The sequence below is a fragment of the Sodalinema gerasimenkoae IPPAS B-353 genome (genome assembly GCF_009846485.1).
Classification (GTDB): Bacteria; Cyanobacteriota; Cyanobacteriia; order Cyanobacteriales; family Geitlerinemataceae; genus Sodalinema; species Sodalinema gerasimenkoae.
The window spans coordinates 3,987,177-4,004,609 of the sequence record NZ_ML776472.1 but is presented as its reverse complement, the minus strand read 5'-3'; the positions used below and the strand labels follow the sequence as shown (position 1 = coordinate 4,004,609).

15 protein-coding genes are annotated in these 17,433 nt (G+C 49.8%); 8 read left to right on the top strand and 7 right to left on the bottom strand.

Going from position 1 to position 17,433, the window contains the following annotated elements; translation table 11 throughout:
* Positions 1–75: 75 nt before the first annotated feature.
* Positions 76–612: a peroxiredoxin-like family protein gene (locus L855_RS17315; protein WP_159790118.1), complete on the top strand. Its 537-nt coding sequence runs from the start codon at positions 76–78 to the stop codon at positions 610–612.
* Between the two features lie 113 nt (positions 613–725).
* On the opposite strand, the gene L855_RS17310 is transcribed toward L855_RS17315, so the two are convergent.
* Together L855_RS17310 and L855_RS17305 are read right to left on the bottom strand one after the other, a co-directional pair.
* A complete protein-coding gene (locus L855_RS17310) occupies positions 726–1,649 on the bottom strand; it encodes a pentapeptide repeat-containing protein (RefSeq protein ID WP_159790116.1) in 924 nt (307 codons plus the stop codon).
* Between the two features lie 33 nt (positions 1,650–1,682).
* The gene (locus L855_RS17305) at positions 1,683–2,882 is read right to left on the bottom strand and encodes a hypothetical protein (RefSeq protein ID WP_159790114.1); all 1,200 of its coding nucleotides are present in this window, start codon (positions 2,880–2,882) and stop codon (positions 1,683–1,685) included.
* Positions 2,883–3,115: 233 nt separating this feature from the next.
* Here L855_RS17305 and L855_RS17300 point away from each other — a divergent pair, with 233 nt between their 5' ends.
* From L855_RS17300 to folB, 4 genes are all read left to right on the top strand, one after another.
* Positions 3,116–4,759, top strand: coding sequence for a Ppx/GppA phosphatase family protein (locus tag L855_RS17300; RefSeq protein WP_159790112.1), 1,644 nt, complete (start codon positions 3,116–3,118; stop codon positions 4,757–4,759).
* 105 nt (positions 4,760–4,864) lie between these two features.
* Positions 4,865–6,568 carry an adenylate/guanylate cyclase domain-containing protein gene (locus L855_RS17295; protein WP_159790110.1) on the top strand — a complete coding sequence of 568 codons (1,704 nt, stop codon included), beginning with the start codon at positions 4,865–4,867 and terminating at the stop codon, positions 6,566–6,568.
* A gap of 70 nt (positions 6,569–6,638) precedes the next feature.
* On the top strand, positions 6,639–7,034 hold the full coding sequence (locus tag L855_RS17290) for a DUF1622 domain-containing protein (protein WP_159790108.1): 396 nt from the start codon (positions 6,639–6,641) through the stop codon (positions 7,032–7,034).
* A 37-nt stretch (positions 7,035–7,071) separates the two neighbouring features.
* A complete protein-coding gene (gene folB / locus L855_RS17285) occupies positions 7,072–7,440 on the top strand; it encodes a dihydroneopterin aldolase (protein WP_159790106.1) in 369 nt (122 codons plus the stop codon).
* Between the two features lie 21 nt (positions 7,441–7,461).
* Here the strand turns inward: folB and L855_RS17280 are convergent, their stop codons facing one another.
* From L855_RS17280 to queC, 5 genes are all read right to left on the bottom strand, one after another.
* Positions 7,462–8,523, bottom strand: coding sequence for a hypothetical protein (locus L855_RS17280; protein ID WP_159790104.1), 1,062 nt, complete (start codon positions 8,521–8,523; stop codon positions 7,462–7,464).
* A 97-nt stretch (positions 8,524–8,620) separates the two neighbouring features.
* Positions 8,621–9,286 carry a translation elongation factor Ts gene (gene tsf / locus L855_RS17275; RefSeq protein ID WP_159790102.1) on the bottom strand — a complete coding sequence of 222 codons (666 nt, stop codon included), beginning with the start codon at positions 9,284–9,286 and terminating at the stop codon, positions 8,621–8,623.
* Between the two features lie 48 nt (positions 9,287–9,334).
* Positions 9,335–10,231, bottom strand: a complete 897-nt coding sequence (gene rpsB, locus L855_RS17270; protein WP_159790100.1) for a 30S ribosomal protein S2 — start codon at positions 10,229–10,231, stop codon at positions 9,335–9,337.
* A 346-nt stretch (positions 10,232–10,577) separates the two neighbouring features.
* Positions 10,578–12,020 carry a CIA30 family protein gene (locus L855_RS17265; protein WP_246199001.1) on the bottom strand — a complete coding sequence of 481 codons (1,443 nt, stop codon included), beginning with the start codon at positions 12,018–12,020 and terminating at the stop codon, positions 10,578–10,580.
* Between the two features lie 118 nt (positions 12,021–12,138).
* Positions 12,139–12,822 (bottom strand): 7-cyano-7-deazaguanine synthase QueC, encoded by a 684-nt coding sequence (queC, locus tag L855_RS17260; RefSeq protein ID WP_159790098.1) that lies wholly within the window; start codon positions 12,820–12,822, stop codon positions 12,139–12,141.
* A 247-nt stretch (positions 12,823–13,069) separates the two neighbouring features.
* On the opposite strand from queC, the gene L855_RS17255 reads away from it, so the two are divergent.
* The 3 genes from L855_RS17255 to L855_RS17245 all read left to right on the top strand — a co-directional run bounded on the left by L855_RS17255 (position 13,070) and on the right by L855_RS17245 (position 17,005).
* Positions 13,070–13,297, top strand: coding sequence for a ferredoxin family protein (locus L855_RS17255; protein ID WP_068787621.1), 228 nt, complete (start codon positions 13,070–13,072; stop codon positions 13,295–13,297).
* An 85-nt stretch (positions 13,298–13,382) separates the two neighbouring features.
* The gene (locus L855_RS17250; protein ID WP_159790096.1) at positions 13,383–15,380 is read left to right on the top strand and encodes a glycosyltransferase family 39 protein; all 1,998 of its coding nucleotides are present in this window, start codon (positions 13,383–13,385) and stop codon (positions 15,378–15,380) included.
* 149 nt (positions 15,381–15,529) lie between these two features.
* Complete coding sequence (locus tag L855_RS17245; protein ID WP_159790094.1) at positions 15,530–17,005, top strand: sulfatase; 1,476 nt, start codon at positions 15,530–15,532, stop codon at positions 17,003–17,005.
* Positions 17,006–17,433: the final 428 nt, after the last annotated feature.

Here is a 17,433-nt window from a genome sequence, read left to right as displayed (position 1 = left end):
AGGTGGTGAAGACATCCAGATCTCAGGGCTTGACGTATCTATGACAGACCATCTTGCACTTAACGAGATATTTTCATGAGCGTAACCTATCATCCGTCTCCAAAGCTAATGCCCGGTGTGTCAACTCCTGAGTTGACAGTTCCAACCGTTGGAGGAGATACCTGGCGGTTGCAAGACCAACAGCCGCAAAACTTTACGATGGTTGTCTTTTATCGGGGACTCCATTGCCCCATTTGTCAAGCTTATTTGGCAGATTTAGAGACACTTTTAGACAAGTTTGCAGCGTTAGGAATCGGGGCGATCGCCGTCAGTGGAGACCCAGAAGAAAAAGCCCATCAAGCGAAAACTGATTGGGGATTAAACAACCTCACCCTTGGCTATGGTCAATCGGTGGAGTCCATGCGGGACTGGGGACTCTATGTCTCTGATCAGGCGTTTGATTATGAGCCTCAGCAGTTTGGGGAACCAGGATTGTTTTTGGTTCGTCCCGATGGAACGCTGTATTATGCGGCGATTAACAATGCTCCCTTTGGTCGCCCCAATTTAAAAGAGCTTCAGCAGATGCTGGGGTTTCTTCTTGAGAAGAATTATCCTACCCGAGGCATGGGCTAATCTGCAAGCCTCCGACGATGCGGTGCGTTCCAGTTGTTTTTAGCCTTCTCCTGAAAGAGAAAAATGGATCTGAACCGGAACACACCCTAGCTTATTTATGATTACAAATAATTCTAATCGTCGTTGATTTTAACCCCTGTAAAATTAGCGCCTTTGGTGCGAGCTAGGGTTAAATCCGCATCGAACAAATTGGCATTGGTTAAATCGGCATCGGTTAAATCGGCTTTGGTTAAATTGGTTTCTAAAAGATTAGCCTCTCGTAAATCCGCTCCTCGTAAATCCGCTTGAGTCATATTCGATCGCGCCAAATTTGCCATATAAAGCGTTGCCTTTTGTAGCCGCGCTTGCCGCATCCTGGCACTGGCGATAATGGCATCGGAAAGGTCAGCCCCCCGTAGATCTGCCTCAGTTAAATCCGTATCAATCATGGTGGCGCGGCGTAGATTAGCCCATTTCAACTTGGCCTGGGTGAAAATCGTTCCCCGTAAATGAGTTTGGGTTAACTTGGCCCCAGTTAGGTTAGCACGGGTTAAGTCCGCATAACTTAAATCAATATCTCGTAAGTCACAATAGGATAAATTCGCCCCTCGCAAATTGACCGGCTCATAAATGCGCCGTTCATAGCGTAAATTCGCCCCCCGTAAGGAAGCCCCCCGTAAATCGGCCCCACTGAGGTTACAACTGCGTAAATCCGCTCCCATTAAATTGGCATCAATGAGGATAGCCAGACTCAAATCAGCGCCTCGCAAATCGGCCCGTTGCAGAATCGCCCCATGGAGATCGGCATCTCGTAGATGAGTCTTTTGTAAATTGGCTTGTTTGAGATTCGCCCCGCCGAGTTTGGTTTTACTGAGATTGGCCCCATCGAGTTGACTGCGAGTGAGATAGGCGAAGAGTAAATCGGCCCCCTGGAGATTGGCCCCACTCAAGCGAATCCCGATCAGTTCAGCCCCAGCGAGTTTGGCGTTGCAGAGAGTGACGCTCTTAAAATCAATATCTCCGGAAATGTAACGTTCTAAAACTTCCCGAGCGTCCATAGGGGTTTGACTAAGCTTGAGGCGACAGTGCAGTTACAGTAGAAACGATCTCGTCCAACTCGGACGTTTCTGTCCTGGCTCACGACCATGGACTTTCAGGCGATCAGCGCTGCTTAGTTTCAATTCTAGGATACTCTCGTACATCTGACCGGCAAGATGGTGCGGATCGTTGTCGGTGTTGGGATTGAGGGAGGCTAAATCTAAGACAACATGGAGACAGCGACCTTTTTGCGTGGCTAGCAGGTTAATTCCTAAGGCGCGATGACGCTGAATCAGCCAGCGGGCGATCGCCCGAGGGGTTCCCTGACTAGCTTGTCGCTGTAACTCATCCACAACGGGGTCCACAGTGGAGTCTTGGAGGGAGGAGGAGGGATGATCGAGAACCCCACCAATGCGGTTTAGATTGAGGCGCACATCGTTGAGGAGGCTGGTGACGGCTTCATGTTTGATGCGTAGTTGTTCTTCGGGGGAGACGTGAGCGCAGGTGGCTTCGAGGTTCATCTCTAAGTCGGTAATGCTCTGGGCGATCGCCTCGGTGAGGTCTTTACTAGAGCGACGGATCAGATCCTGAACCTCATCGGTAGTCGCCAGATGCTGCAAGAGGCGATCGGATAACCGGGGAGATGAGCCGGGTGCAGGGGTGGGGGGAGATGGTGCTAAAGCCTCCGGCTCAGGATGACTAGCGGGGGCGATCGCCGCTCTCCCATTAAACGTCATATCGAAAAAGAGACTACTATCGCTATCCTCGTCCTCCTCCTGGGGACCTGCGTCTACATTTGCGTCTACATTGAGGAGAGGACTTTCGGTAATATGACTTCCAAGGGTCACCGGATCGGCCGTCGGCTCTAAATCTGGGGATAAATCCTGGGACCTCTGATCCGGCCGACTCGGGAGATCCTGGACATAAAAGCGGGTAAAACAACGTACCAACAAATCTGCTGCTTTGAGATTTTCCTCAGTTCCCTCTAAATCCCGTGCGGTTCGATGCAGACGGCTATCGAGTTCATCGAGAGTTGGACAGGCATCAAACAGATGACGCAGCAGTGCATCCAGTTCCTGAGTTCTCAGGGCCATCCAGTCGCGATCGCTGAAATCGAACTGGCGATAAATCGTGGAAAAAATTAAAATTTTGCTGCGTAGGGGATTGGTTTTACGCAACAACTGTCCCCGCACATCAAAGAGATCATCGGGGCCTTGGATTTGAGTAACGGTCAGTTCATCGCTGTCAAACACGTTTGAGCCTGAAGATGCACAAGAAGAGGACGCAAGGTAAAAAATCGCAAACCTGCCCAACGACGAATGGGACAAGACGAGATATCATCAAGGCAAGTTGCACTTGTTGTACTCCTAAGTTTTCGACCCGTCAAGACGGGGGACTCCCCCCAACCACGGTATCATCACTTCTGTGTTGTAGGACGTGGCCTCGATAACACCCGGGAGAACTGCTTACGTTTGAGGATTTCGTCATGACAGACACAACCCCCCCGAGCAATGCTATCCGGATGCAGGCTCGTCCCATTGGGGTGTCCGTTCGCTCCAACTATGTTCTGGCCGCCATTGATATTGGGACCAACTCCATTCACATGGTCGTGGTTCAGGTTCAGCCGGAACTGCCCGCCTTTACTATTATTACGCGCGAAAAGGAAACTGTCCGCCTCGGGGACTGTGATCTTGAAACTGGAAATCTCAAACCTGAGATTATTCAGTGCTCCGTTGAAACTCTACGACGCTATCAAAAAATTGCCCACAGTCTCGCTGCTGATGAAATTGTAGCCGTGGCCACGAGCGCCACCCGAGAAGCGCCCAATGGCCAGGAATTTATCCAACGGGTACGAGACGAATTGAATTTATCGATTAATCTCATTTCCGGCCCCGAGGAGGCGCGACGGATTTATCTGGGGGTGCTGTCGGGGATGGAATTAGCCCGTCAGCCTCATGTGATGATTGATATTGGTGGGGGGTCGACGGAGTTGATTCTCGGCAATGGCCAGGAACCCCGCAGCCTCAGCAGCACCAAAGTCGGGGCGGTGCGTCTATCGGGCCAGTATGTCCATAGTGATCCCATTGATGATAAGGACTACACTGCCCTCGAAGCCTATGTGCAGGGGATGCTAGAACGCCCTGTTGAGGAGGTGTTGGCGAAGGTTAAGCCGGGGGAAACCTTGCGTATGGTGGGCACTTCGGGAACCATTGAGGCCCTCGCGACGATGGATGCGATCGATAGTTTGGGAGGGGTTCCGAATCCCCTCAATGGCTATGTATTGAGCTTTAAGCATCTCCATAAACTGCTCAAAAAACTCCGCAAGAGCAGTTATGACGAGCGTCTCAAAATTCCTGGAATGGTGGAGCGTCGCGCTGAGATTATCGTCGCTGGGGCGGTGATTCTCCATGAGGCCATGTCTCTGTTGGGAGTCGATGAACTGATTATCTGTGAGCGGGCCCTACGAGAAGGGATGATTGTGGATTGGATGCTCAATCGGGGTTTGATTGAGGATAAACTCTGCTATCAAAGTTCGGTACGAGAACGGAGTACCCGCAAGATTGCTCAGAAGTATCATGTGGATTTGCCCTATGCAGAACGGACGGCGGAGTTTGCGGTGAGTTTGTTTGACCAAACTCAGGGGGTCCTCCATGAGTGGGGTGAGACGGAACGAGAGTTATTGTGGGTGGCGACGTTACTCCACAATTGTGGGCTTTATGTAAGTCATTCGGCCCATCACAAGCATTCCTATTATTTGATTCGTCATGGGGAGTTGCTTGGGTTTACGGAGTTGGAGGTTGAGTTAATTGCTAATTTAGCTCGCTATCACCGCAAGAGTGCGCCTAAGAAAAAACATGAACCCTATGCCAATTTGTCGAGTGAGGATCGCCTCTTAGTTCGGCAATTGAGTGGCTTGATGCGGTTGGCGATCGCCCTCGATCGCCGTCAACTTGGTACGATTCGCAAGGTACGTTGTGAAAATCGCCCCGATTCTAAACAGGTTAAACTGCTGTTATATCCTAAAGAAACGGGAGATCCATGCGATTTAGAACGCTGGAGCATCAACTACAAAAAGGAACTGTTTGAACATGAGTTTGGAGTTGAGCTATTAGTTTTGCTGGCGGGCTAACGCTTGTGAGTTGATAGTGGGCTAACCAATAACTTCAATCAAGCTGTCAAGTCGTGTAACTTCTGCAACTAAGCTGAGCGAGGTTGCTCCTTATGCCTATAAGACATGAAACTGTATCAAAAAAGCCTGCTGGTAATAAGCTGTAGTTTATTGGGGCTAATTGCAATTTTATCAGGCAGTCTATCGGTGATTCTACTACGCAGTTTTTGGGAGTTGGAAACCAAAAATGCGACCCGAGATATCCGACGGGTGGAGAATGCGTTAATGCAAAAAGTGGCTCAACTCGATCTCGTGACGGCAGACTGGTCGAACTGGGATTCCCTGCATGATTTCATGACCGGGGATAATGAGGACTTTGTGCAGGGGAATATCACCGATACGGTCTTGGGAAACCTCCAACTCAGGGGCCTACTATTGATAGACCGTGAGGGGGAGGTCAAGTCGGGGGGGCAGTTTGAGTTCAACAGCGAAGTCCGGGAAAGTCTCCCGGCCAGTTGGTTCGAACGATTAACCTTAGAGCATCCCCTGTTGGCTCATGAGAGTCGGGATAGTCTGACGGCAGGATTCTGGGTTCTCCCCGAGGAGACACTGTTGGTGTCGTCCCGCCCCATCCTAACGTCTGATGGTGAGGGGACAATGCCGGGGACGATTATCATGTTGCGACCTTGGGATCGAGCCCAAGTGCAAGAGTTAACAGAAGAACTCGAGTTACAGGTTCAGTTCCACCGCCTCTCGGACTTAGAGGAGTCCAGCCATTTACAGGCCATGGCCGCCCGCCTGGAGGAGACCCCTGATGAGCCGGCTGTTCATCCGTTTAACCGACGGGACATGGCAGGATATCAGTGGGTGAGGGATATTTATGGCAGGCCTCAGCTTTTGCTTGAAGTGACCATGCCTCGGGATGTCTATCGAGAGGGACAGCGGGCGTTACGCTATTTACTGGGGTCTCTGCTTCTGGTGGGAGGGGTCTTTGGGGTCTTGACGGTGGTTCTTTTGGAGCGTTTGGTGTTGCGGCGTTTGGCCCGCTTGAGTAAGGCAGTGTCTGAAATTGGCAAGAGTAATGATTTAACCTTACGGGTTTCGACCCCTGGCGATGATGAACTGAGTGATTTGGGCATTTCGATTAATGGGATGTTGGAGGATTTAGAGAAAAATGCCGCCGCCTTGAGTCAGGAACGGGAAACGGTGGAACGTCTGTTGTTGAACGTGTTACCGGAGTCCATCGCCGCTCGGTTGAAGGTGGAGGAGGGGGCGATCGCGGAGTTGTTTGATGATGTCACTATTTTGTTTGCGGACATTGTGGGATTTACGCCTTTATCCTTGCGCTTGTCTCCTGTTGAGATGGTGAATCTTCTCAATCAGATTTTTTCAGAGTTTGATGCGATCGCCGCACAACTTGGACTTGAAAAAATCAAAACCATTGGCGATGCTTATATGGTGGCTGGAGGCTTACCGATTCCCCGTCCGGATCATGCTGAGGCGATCGCCGATATGGCCTTAGCCATGTTGCAGGCTGTTGAGCGAGTCCAACGGCAACATCCCGAGGAATTTCAAATTCGAGTTGGCATCAATAGTGGAACGGTCGTTGCTGGAGTCATCGGAACCCACAAGTTTATTTATGATTTATGGGGAGATACGGTCAATGTTGCCTCGCGCATGGAGTCTCATGGGGAACCGGGGAAAATTCAGGTCACTGAAGCGACCTATGAGCGACTGAAACAACGGTATAATTTTCGGGGACGGGGGATGGTTGCCTTGAAGGGACGGGGTGAGATGAAATCCTATTGGCTGACCGGCAAAAAATCATAGCAGGCCAGGACAAGCGCTCGATTTAACTAAGTCTCTCGCCTTATTGTTTAACGGTTTAGGAACGTACAAAATGCTATTAGATGGGTTAGAAGCAGAACTATCAGGACTGGTCATTTCTTTGAATGGCATTTTGACGGGATTTTGTCAACTCTTAGCTTTATTTGTTATTGCTATTGGGGTCGGTCGTGCCTTAGTGATTTATCTCAAAGATGCCCTATTTAAACCACAAACTACCGAGGCATTTCAGCGTGGGCGGCTAGTGATGGGCTACTCGTTTTCCCTTGCTTTGAGTTTTTTGATTGGGGCAACCATTCTCAAAACAATGATTTCCAGTCGTTGGGATGATATTGCCCGTTTAGCGGCGATTATTTCCGTGCGAACTGTGTTAAATTATTTGTTGCTTCAAGCCATCAGTACCGCGAGTCCATCCGTGGAAGAACCCACGCGAGTCCCGGCAACTGAATAGGGCCTCTTGAGGCTAGATTATTACCTAAAAACGCGGTATGGATTCTATTGAACTCTCACAAATTCGCTGTTATGGCTATACGGGATTTCTCCCCGAGGAACAAGTCTTAGGGCAATGGTTTGAGGTGGACTTAACCCTATGGCTCAATTTGCAGGACGCCAGTCAAAGTGATGTCATTGACGACACCTTGGACTATCGACAGGCGATCGCCCAAGTCAAAGAGATTATTAAACAGGAAAAATTTGCCCTAGTTGAACGACTGGCCGGGGCGATCGCCGACTCGATGTTAAACCTAGACAAAGTTCAGCAAGTGCGAGTCCGCCTCAGCAAACCCGCCGCCCCCATTCCCGACTTTGGCGGCCGCATTACCATTGATATCACGCGACCCCTCCCCCAAGACGCCTAACCCGAGACGGGTAAATCGAGGCTAATCGTCCTCCTCAAACCAACTCGATCGCCAGGCCGATTCTGCCTCAATCACGGCCCGTTGTCGCTGTTTTTGCTGATAGGTGCGTCCCACCGTTACCAATTGCGACGATAACTTGCGGAGGCGATCGCGCCAGGTTTTCAGCGTCGGGTCCGCAAACTCAATATCCGACAGACGGAGGCGAACCGCTAACAACTGGGCCACCTGCGATCGGGACTCATCCCCCGCCTCCGTTTCCACCAACAACTTCAACAAATTGGGCACATTGCTGGCCGTATCCGCCGTCGCATCCACCTGAGTCGCCGCCTGTACTAACTTCGGGGGAATCGTTGCCGGCAAAATCCCCCGACTTTGCAACAAACGGTTTACCTGCTGTGATAACTGCGACAGCACCCGTACAATCTTCTGTTCCACCGTCCGTTGCCAACTGGCAATCAACTCAGGACTCATCGGATCATAATCTGACAGAGACGGTAAACTCTCCGCATCCTCTAAATCAAGCCAATCCTGGGCCTTCGACTCAGGAGAGTCCGTCTCTAGAAAAGGCACTTCCTCCTCATCTCCCCCCTCCGACGTTAACCCAGCAATTCCCACACGAGTAAACAAATCATCCGGTAACTCAAACTCTTCCGCGAACGCTTCTAACGCCGCCTGATCACTCTGACTCAGAGATTCCAACTCCTCAGACTCGTCATCCTCATCTGGCTGGTCCGTCGCCGGTTCAGACGTCGGTTTAGGGGACTCCGTCACTGAACGAGCTTCCTGTATGACCTCCACCGTAGCGCGATAGAACCCTTGTAACATTGAGGGTTCTGCCTGTTTAGCCAGTTGGCGAATCTTGAGTTGCAACGCCTGCCGCTGGGAAAATGAGAGGGCCAAAAATGCCTCTGGATAGCCCTGAGTACAGAGGTGATAGGTTGCCAAGATCAGTTGATGACGTACCGCATTAGCCAGAGCAGTAATATATTCGCGGTAGGTGTCCTCAAACTGATCTGACAGTTGCGATAACTCACCGCTCAGACGCTCCAGCGTTTGATAGAGTCGCTCCGTTGATCCAGTCATCTCATCATATCCCCCGTAATCGTCAGCAGTCTCCCCAAACAAGAGGGTTCAGAAGCACCTGACGTCTCCTGAACCCTCAAACGTTCGCTAAATTGGCTTAGTTTTTGCCCACATTAGCTTGAGCCGCTACTTCAGCAGCGAAATCGCTTTCTTCCTTCTCGATGCCTTCACCGAGAACAAAGCGCACAAACCGACGCACACGGATGTTTTCACCCAACTGTGCCACCATTTGTTTCACCAGTTCATCAACGGTGATGTTGGTGTCCCGGATATAGGGTTGTTCCAACAGAGCCAATTCCTTAAGCCGTTTGCCAATCCGACCTTCCACGATTTTCTCGCGGATGTTTTCCGGCTTCCCAGCTAAGTCCTCGCGGCCCATTTCGATGGATTTCTCCTTCTCCGCAATTTCTGCGGGGATATCCTCAACCCGGACATATTCCACATTGGGGCAAGCCGCGACTTGCATAGCAATGTTACGGACGAGGTCTTGGAACTCCTCACGACGAGCCACGAAGTCCGTCTCACAGTTGACTTCAATCAGAACGCCCACGCGTCCACCGGTGTGGATGTAGCTTCCGACTAGCCCTTCGGCTGCAACACGGCCCTCTTTTTTGCTCGCAGAAGCCATCCCTTTTTGACGAAGCCACTCAATGGCTTTCTCGGAATCGCCGCCACTCTCCTTGAGAGCCTTTTTGCAGTCCATCATCCCTGCGCCCGTCTTATCGCGCAGTTCCTTAACGTCTTTTGCTGAAATTTGCGCCATGATTGCTTCTGTTTCTGTCGTTTGTGCTACACGTACAAGGGAAGCTGCTTATTCTTCCTCAGACTGGGCTGTTTGAGCCGCTTGAGCCACTGGCTCAGCTTCTTTCTCAGCCTCTTTCTCAGTTTCTTGCTCGGTCTCATCCGAGTCAGAGTCTGAGAACTCCTCGGAAATGTCATCAGAGACGTCATCGGAGTCTAAATCTTCGTCCTCAAAATCATCGACGCTGTAATCGTCATAATCATCTTCAGACAGAGAATCGAGTTCACCGTGACGACCTTCATAAATCGCGTCGGCCAGTTTGCCCAATATTAGCTTAATCGATCGGATGGCATCGTCGTTAGCGGGAATGGGAACATCGACCGCATCCGGATCACAGTTGGTATCCAACAGGGAGACGATGGGCAGATCAAGCTTGTGGCATTCCTGAACGGCGGTGTATTCGCGGCGTTGGTCAACCAAGATGACGATATCGGGAACTTTGCGCATTCCCTTAATCCCCCCGAGGTACTTGCGCAGTTTAAAGAGTTCCCGGCGCAACATGGCCCCTTCTTTTTTGGGACGCAAATCTAAGTTCCCAGATTCTTCGAGGTTCTCCAGTTCCTTGAGGCGTTCGACACGGGTTTTAATGGTCGTCCAGTTGGTGAGCATTCCCCCCAACCAACGTTGGTTGACGTAGTACGCCCCGCAGCGATCGGCTTCTTGAGCGATGATGGCAGCCGCTTGGCGTTTGGTTCCCACAAACAGGAATTTCTTGCCCGCTTCAGCCGCTGAACGCAGGTAGTCATACGCATCTTCGAGCAGTTGCGCCGTCTGCACCAGGTCGATGATGTGGACCCCGTTGCGATCGGTAAAGATGTACTGAGACATCCGAGGGTTCCAGCGACGCGTCTGGTGTCCAAAGTGAACTCCACATTCGAGGAGTTGAGCCAGTGTAATAACTGCCATAAAACTTGAAATCTCCGTATTTTCGGGTTTTTCCTCCACCCAGCGTTTGATCTCTGAGGAACTCTCATCCCATCAGAAACACCCGAAACGCCAGATGTGCGAAATTTTGACAACCTCACTAGGATAACACGGGGAGGGCAAGAGGGAAGAGGCAATAGGCAATAGGCAATAGGGGGAACAGGCAATAGGGGGAACAGGGAACCACAGAGTCACAGAGGACACGGAGGAAGAGAGGGAGAGGGAGAGAGTAGAATGTCTTGCCTCTTGCCTTCTCCCCCTACTGCCTGCTGCCTGCTGCCTTCTTCTCCCCTGTTCCCTGTTCCCTGTTCCCTGTTCCCTTCTCCCCCTACTGCCTATTGCCTTCTTCTCTCTCCCTCACCTCAAACGTCGTATTTGTATCTTCCGGTTCGTTGAGGAGATCGATACAAAGTTGGGCGATGTCGTTGCGGGAACATTGGCCTTTAATGGTGTCGCCGCGATCGCGCTCTAAGAGCTTACCACCGGCATCTTCCGTTAAGGCGCAGGGACGAACAATCGTATAGGGAACCCCACTCTCGCGCACACTGTCTTCTCCAGCCAGTTTCCAGGTGAGGATGCCGCCGAGTTGGTCATTCATCCGCACCGCTGGGGGTTCGTCCTCTAGGTTTAGGCCCGGTTTCCCTGGACGAGTGACCCCCGCTGAACTAATCATGACAAATTGCGGTAACGGCGGGCCTCCGTAAGCTTTCATGGATTCAAGTTCCAAGCGGAACGGCCCAGCTGAAAACGTGGGGTTGAGTGCGCCGTCATACTCAAATTTGCTCAACATCAGTTGGAACGCGGTCACTGTTCCAGCCGGGAAGGGTTCCCCGGTGTCAATGGTTTTGGTGCGGAAGTTGGGAATTAACTTGGCAAAGGGAACCCGCACCGTCATCCAGATGTTATAGACCGTATCGAAGGAGTAACAGTAACTGATGCCATCCCAGCGATCGTCGCCCCGTAGGATAAATTTATAGCGGTTGCCATCCCCCCTGATTCGTAACTCAATGCCCTCATAAGCCGATAAGTCCAAGGGTCGGTCTAGGGGACGAGTCCGCACGGAGGCAAAACCCCCCGAGTTAGCCGTCGAGACGTTGCCCTCAAACAGGGCCGCGCCAGAAATCTGACGAATGCCACTTTCGCTGACACCGCCCATCACCACATCATCAACGGCTCCCCAGAGGCTGCTGAAGTTGGGCAGAGGCTGTCTGAAGTCAAATATCATTTTTTCGTTTTGCCGCTGTTTTAGATAGGGTTTTGCGGCGTTGACGAGGTTTTTCACCCCCTGATACTCAATGTATTCTGGAGTCTCGGCGACTTCGGGGAGATAGAATTTCACCCCTTGATAGTATTTCTCGCGGCTGGGGGTATCGCCTTCGACGGGTTGCACGCGGGTTCCGGTGCAGCAAATGACGGCACGGACGTTCTCAAAGACTTTCGGGGTTAGGGTTTCAGGCAGGGTTATATCGGCTTCGACGAGATCCACCTCATCCCCAAGGAGTTCTCGCCCCCGTTGGGCGTTGCGGACGAGGCCCCGCACGGCAATCCCTTGCTGATGCAGTCGTTGCACCACTCGTTTGCCCACGCCTCCGGTGGCACCAGCGACGAGAACAACTCCGGGGCTGTTGGGGCTATCTAAGATGGCGTCGTCTTTCATACCGAGTAATTTTTGCAGCCAGGTGAAACTGCCGATGAAGGGGATTTCTCCGAAAAAACCTAGGGTATCGAGGAATCGTCGGAAGTCCCAGTTCTGTCGAGTTTGTTCGACCACGAGATGACATCCTCCTGAGTGAGATGGGCGGTGTTGATGTTGGCGCTCTCCTTTAATTGTAAAGAAACTTTGAGAAAGCGATCGCCCCCTTGGAGGTGATTAGAGGTGATTGGGGAGTTTAGCGGGCGTAGGGAATGGGATCGGTGAGGTTGAGGGCTTCAAAAGCTGCCAGCCGCAGTTTACAAGAGTCACAGACGCCACAGGCCACTGCTTCACCGGCATAGCAGGACCAGGTTTTTTCCCAGGGAACCCCTAATTGGTTCCCCAGTTGGATAATTTCAGTTTTTTTCAGGTGAATGAGGGGCGTTTCAATACTGACGGGGTTGCCCTCTCGTCCTTGTTTGGTTCCTAGACGGAACGCTTCTTCTATGGCCTGAATATAGTCGGGGCGACAATCGGGGTAGCCGGAATAGTCCAGGGCGTTGACGCCGATGTAGATGCGTTGGGCCTGTTGGACTTCGGCCAGGGCCAGGGCAAAGCTGAGGAAGATGGTGTTACGGGCGGGAACGTAGGTGATGGGGATATCTTGGGTCATCTCCGCAAGGGTGCGATCGCCAGGTACATCTAAACTGGCATCCGTCAGGGCCGACCCTCCCCATTGGCTGAGGTCAAATTGCACCACCTGATGATTGACGACTCCAGCGGCCTGGGCAATATCCTGTGCAGCTTGAAGTTCCCGGCGATGACGCTGTTGGTAGTCAAAGGAGATGGCGTGACAGCGATAGCCGTCAGCTTGGGCTTGATACAGTACGGTAGAGGAGTCTAAGCCCCCGGAGAGGAGAACGATCGCAGTTTGAGCCATGGCGGTTATAGTTGAGGCGTGACTACCCCTTACGATACCAAGCTCAAGGGTCTAGGCTCCGCCCGTTAGGGTCTTCGGACGGCCAAATCACACGCAAACAGTTAGCCCTGATGGGGGCGCGAAGACTCAGGATGGGTCACAATGGGAAGCGGATTTAATGAGAACAGCGGTGCTGTCTACATATCTACTACGTGTCAGTGTCGGCTTGTTCACGCCGCCGAATAAAGGAGAACCTAAGGAGAACCTGATGTCCCATACGATTGTTACAAACACCTGTGAAGGGGTGGCCGATTGCGTTGAAGCTTGTCCTGTGGCCTGTATCCATGACGGGCCGGGTAAGAATAAAAAGGGGACAGCCTGGTACTGGATTGACTTTTCAACTTGTATCGATTGCGGAATTTGTCTGCAAGTTTGTCCGGTTGAGGGGGCGATCGTCGATGAAGAGCGTCCCGATTTACAAAACACCCCCGAGTAACCTTCCCTAAGTCCCCGGACCTGAGCGTCAGACGACGCTTAGGTCTGCAAGCCCTCCAATTTAAAGTAATTTCGGAGTGATTGAAATGGTCTATAGTTTCGTCTCTTTCCTAGAACTGTTGCTATTTTGTTGGGGAGGATTCCTAATCCTGCATCATCCAGGGCGACGACTTTCAGAGTCCCTAAGCTTAGGAATTGGCTTAGCCTTAATAGCAGTTTCATTTATTTTTCAAGCTGCTTTTTTAATCAAACTTCCTGAGATATCAATTGCCGTAGAAATTCTCATAGCAGTTGGAATTATTATCGCAACTCTAAAACAAACAGATATCCTCAAGCAACTCTTACGGTCTTTTTCTCTATTTTTCGCAAGAAATACGGCTGTTGTTAGCCTATCTTTTATTCCTATAGCCTACGCTGGAATCAAGTCATTTTTTGCGCCTCAAGAATCTCTAGATGTTTTAGCCTACCACTTGCCCAGAGTCTTTTTATTTCAGTCTCAAAGCACGGTATTCCTAGATTCAGTATGCAAAATGCACACTGCAATTTTTCCAGTAGGGGCTGATATATTGCCGCATCTTTTCTTGCGATTTCACACTGACATAGGAGTTGGCTTTTTCTCATTTTTATCTTACATTTCAATTATTTTAGGAAACTATTGTTTATCTCGAAAATATCTATCAGAACGGGGTTCCCTTGCGGTTTGCTTGGTGATTGCCAGTTTGCCTCAGTTGTTTTTGCAATCTTGGATTGCCAAGAACAACATTTTCACAGCATCTGCCGCTATGTTTTGCTTGCTGGCAGTCACAAGAATTCTAGATAAACCAACATCTCGCAATTTATTTTTAGTGCTTCTGGGCTTAACGTTTGGAGTGTCGGCTAAAACCACTTTTTTGGCATTTGCCCTGCCCTTTAGCGTTTTTTTCGGTATATCTGTTATCAGGAAGTATGGATTACGAATTTGGGTTCATCAAATCCGGCAATCTTGGTATTGGTGGTTAGTTGGCTTAATTCCTTTAGTTGTCCTATCTCAATTCTGGCTGTTTATTCATAATCATATTGTTTGGGGAAATTGGTCAGGACCTCCTGAATTTGTTGATTTCCACAAAAATCAAGACGGTCTTTTAGGTGGACTTGCGAACTTAGTTCGTTTCGGATTTCAGTTTATCGATTTTCTTAATATAACCAATATTTTTGTTGAGCAAATCACAAATGTCTCCCCGGTAGCACTCTTACACTCCATCTATGACTCTATTTTTTACCCTGTATTTGGTGAAGCAGCATTACAGAGTCAACGTCCCTTTTCTATGATTTGGCGAGTTCATCAGACTCACGGCGGTTTTGGTCCATTAGGCTTGCTAATTGTCATCCCTTCTATTTTGGCAAGTGTGCGAACTCGGCCAGCATTCACCCGGAATGTAGCATTAACGTTACTCTCCTTTTTACTGATTTTCTGCCTATCCTCTGCTTGGTCACTGTATAAAATCAGAATGTTGGTTGTTTTCTTCGCCTGTTCGGGACCCTGTATCTCTAATCTATTGTCTCGACTGGTCACTCATGGCAGGCGAGACAGATTTTTGCTTTTAGGCACATCTCTTGTTTCAATTTCGCTCCTTTTTTATGTCTCATTATATGAGCAAGATTTAAGAGTCTTGAATAGCTATTATCCTTGGAGATGGAACATTCAGGACAGCTACTGGATTCAAAGTGACTGGGGGCGCGATCGCCTCTATTCCCCCAACAAGTTTTATGGAGATGAACGACTACAAACTTTAGCCGATTTTTTTCCAGAAGGAAGTCGAGTCGGCTTGTTGACGCAAAATGAAACTCGTTTACATTACTATTTCATCCATATTCCTCAAGTTAAATTTAAAGACATTTGTATGGATGATGTCCAGCAGCGAGCCTATCCTGTGCAAAAATTTGCAACCCTGGACGAGGCAATATCCAAGACATCATCTCCCCTAGACTATGTTCTCTGCGTTGGAGAGGTATGTCAGACCCCTGGGCCCCAGTTAAGGGAACGTTTCCGGTTTGAGCGTAATCAAGAAGCAACCATTATTTTTGAGGTTTTGTCGTCTCAGTGATACGATACCAGTATTAAGTTGATTGGCAAGCCGTTCATTTCATGATTTCAGGGTAAGATTAGATATCTTTATGGATTTAGATTACCCTTTAGGGATAGCATTGAGTCGTCCAATCTCGGATTCTAGAAGGGAATTGAGGAGGTAAACCGATGTCCATGATCACCCGTCGTCGTCTCATGAATGGACTCATGACAGCAACCGCTGTCGGAGTTGGGGGAAAACTTCTGTCTAGTTGCGATCGCCTGAATATCCCGGAGACCTCACCTCAAATTGGCCGCCATAACTACCCCAATATCCTTGTCTTACTCATCGATGATCTACGTCCCCAACTGAACTGCTATGGACGTAGCGAGATGATCTCCCCGAACATCGATCGCCTGGCCGCCGAAGGCACTCTCTTTGAACGAGCCTATTGCCAGGTTCCCATCTGCGGGGCATCTCGGGCCAGTACACTTTCCGGAGCCCGGGCCACCCCAACCCGCTTTGGCAGTGACTATCAAGCGCGTAAAGACGAGGATATGCCTAACGAACCTAGTTTGCCCCGCTGGTTCAAAGACAAAGGCTATCGAACAATCTCCTACGGCAAAATCTATCATGTCATTCAAGATGATGAAGATAGTTGGCTCGAAGAACCTTGGCGGCCTCGGGGAATGTGGGGACTAGAATCCTATATCACGCCAGAAAACCGCGCTATTGTTGAGGCCCATGGAGGAACCTATGGCCCTCCTTTTGAAATGGCGAATGTCGTAGATAATATCTACACCGATGGGCAAATCGCTGATCGCACTGTTCGCACCTTTGAACGTCTCCAAGACGGTCACGCACCCTTCTTTATTGCCACTGGACTCTTTCGCCCTCATCTGCCATTTAACTCCCCAACTGCCTATTGGAATCTCTATCAACGGGAAAATCTTAGCCTTGTCGATAACCCCTTTCGTCCTGCTGGTGCGCCAGATGCGGCGTTGCATAATTGGGGAGAACTTCGCAATTACTATGGGATTCCAGCCGAGGGTCCCCTATCGGATGAGATGGCCCTGAATTTGATTCATGGCTATTACGCCGCCACCAGTTATGCTGATGCGCTCGTGGGGCAGATTCTCGATGCCCTCGATCGCCTGGACTTAGCCGACAATACAATTGTGATTCTTTGGGGGGATCATGGTTGGCAACTCGGGGAACATGGCTTGTGGTGTAAACATGCTAACTTTGAAACCTCATTACACGCTCCCATGATTATTCGAGGGCCGGGGATTCCTGCGGGACAGCGCACAGATGCATTGGTGGAGTTTGTAGATATTTATCCCTCCCTCTGTGATTTATGCGGGTTAGAGAAACCGGAGCATTTAGAGGGCAGTAGTTTTGTCTCTTTGTTAGAGAATCCTAACTTACCCTGGAAAGAGGCAGCCTTTAGCTATTACGCTGGAGGGCATTCGGTCAAGAGCGATCGCTATCGATATACCGAGTGGAAAAATGATGATGGGTATGTTTGGGCCCGTATGTTATATGACCATGTTGAAGATCCAGGTGAGACGGTCAATATTGCCGAACAGCCCGAGGCTCAAGAGATCGTCGCTCAACATCAACAGATGCTAGAACAGGGTTGGCCAGCTTATCAAATTTTGTGATTGGTTACTTCTAAAAATCAGTCCAAAACCGATATATTTCACGAAGTTACTTTTGGATAAACGTTCTTAATGGTAAAAGCTGGTATTTCTTTCTTAGAAATTATCGTCATTTGTCTTGGCGGTTTCTTGGTCGTTTTTCATCCCAATCGTCGCTTGTCTGAATCTCTAGCGATTGGACTCAATTTAGCCTTGATTGGTCTATCCTTCTCTTTTCAGATTTCATTTTTGTTAGGCATCCCCAAGATGTCTTTTTTTTGGGAATCACTTTTAATTATTTTTAGTTGTTATCTGATACACCAAAAAACACACATCCTAAAGGTCATCAGTCTTGCCACAACCAGAGTTTGCAGAAAATATTTTGTTTTATCTATTTTTGCTGGAATTCCCATTATCTACTTAGGACTCAAAGCCATCCTAATTCCTCAAGT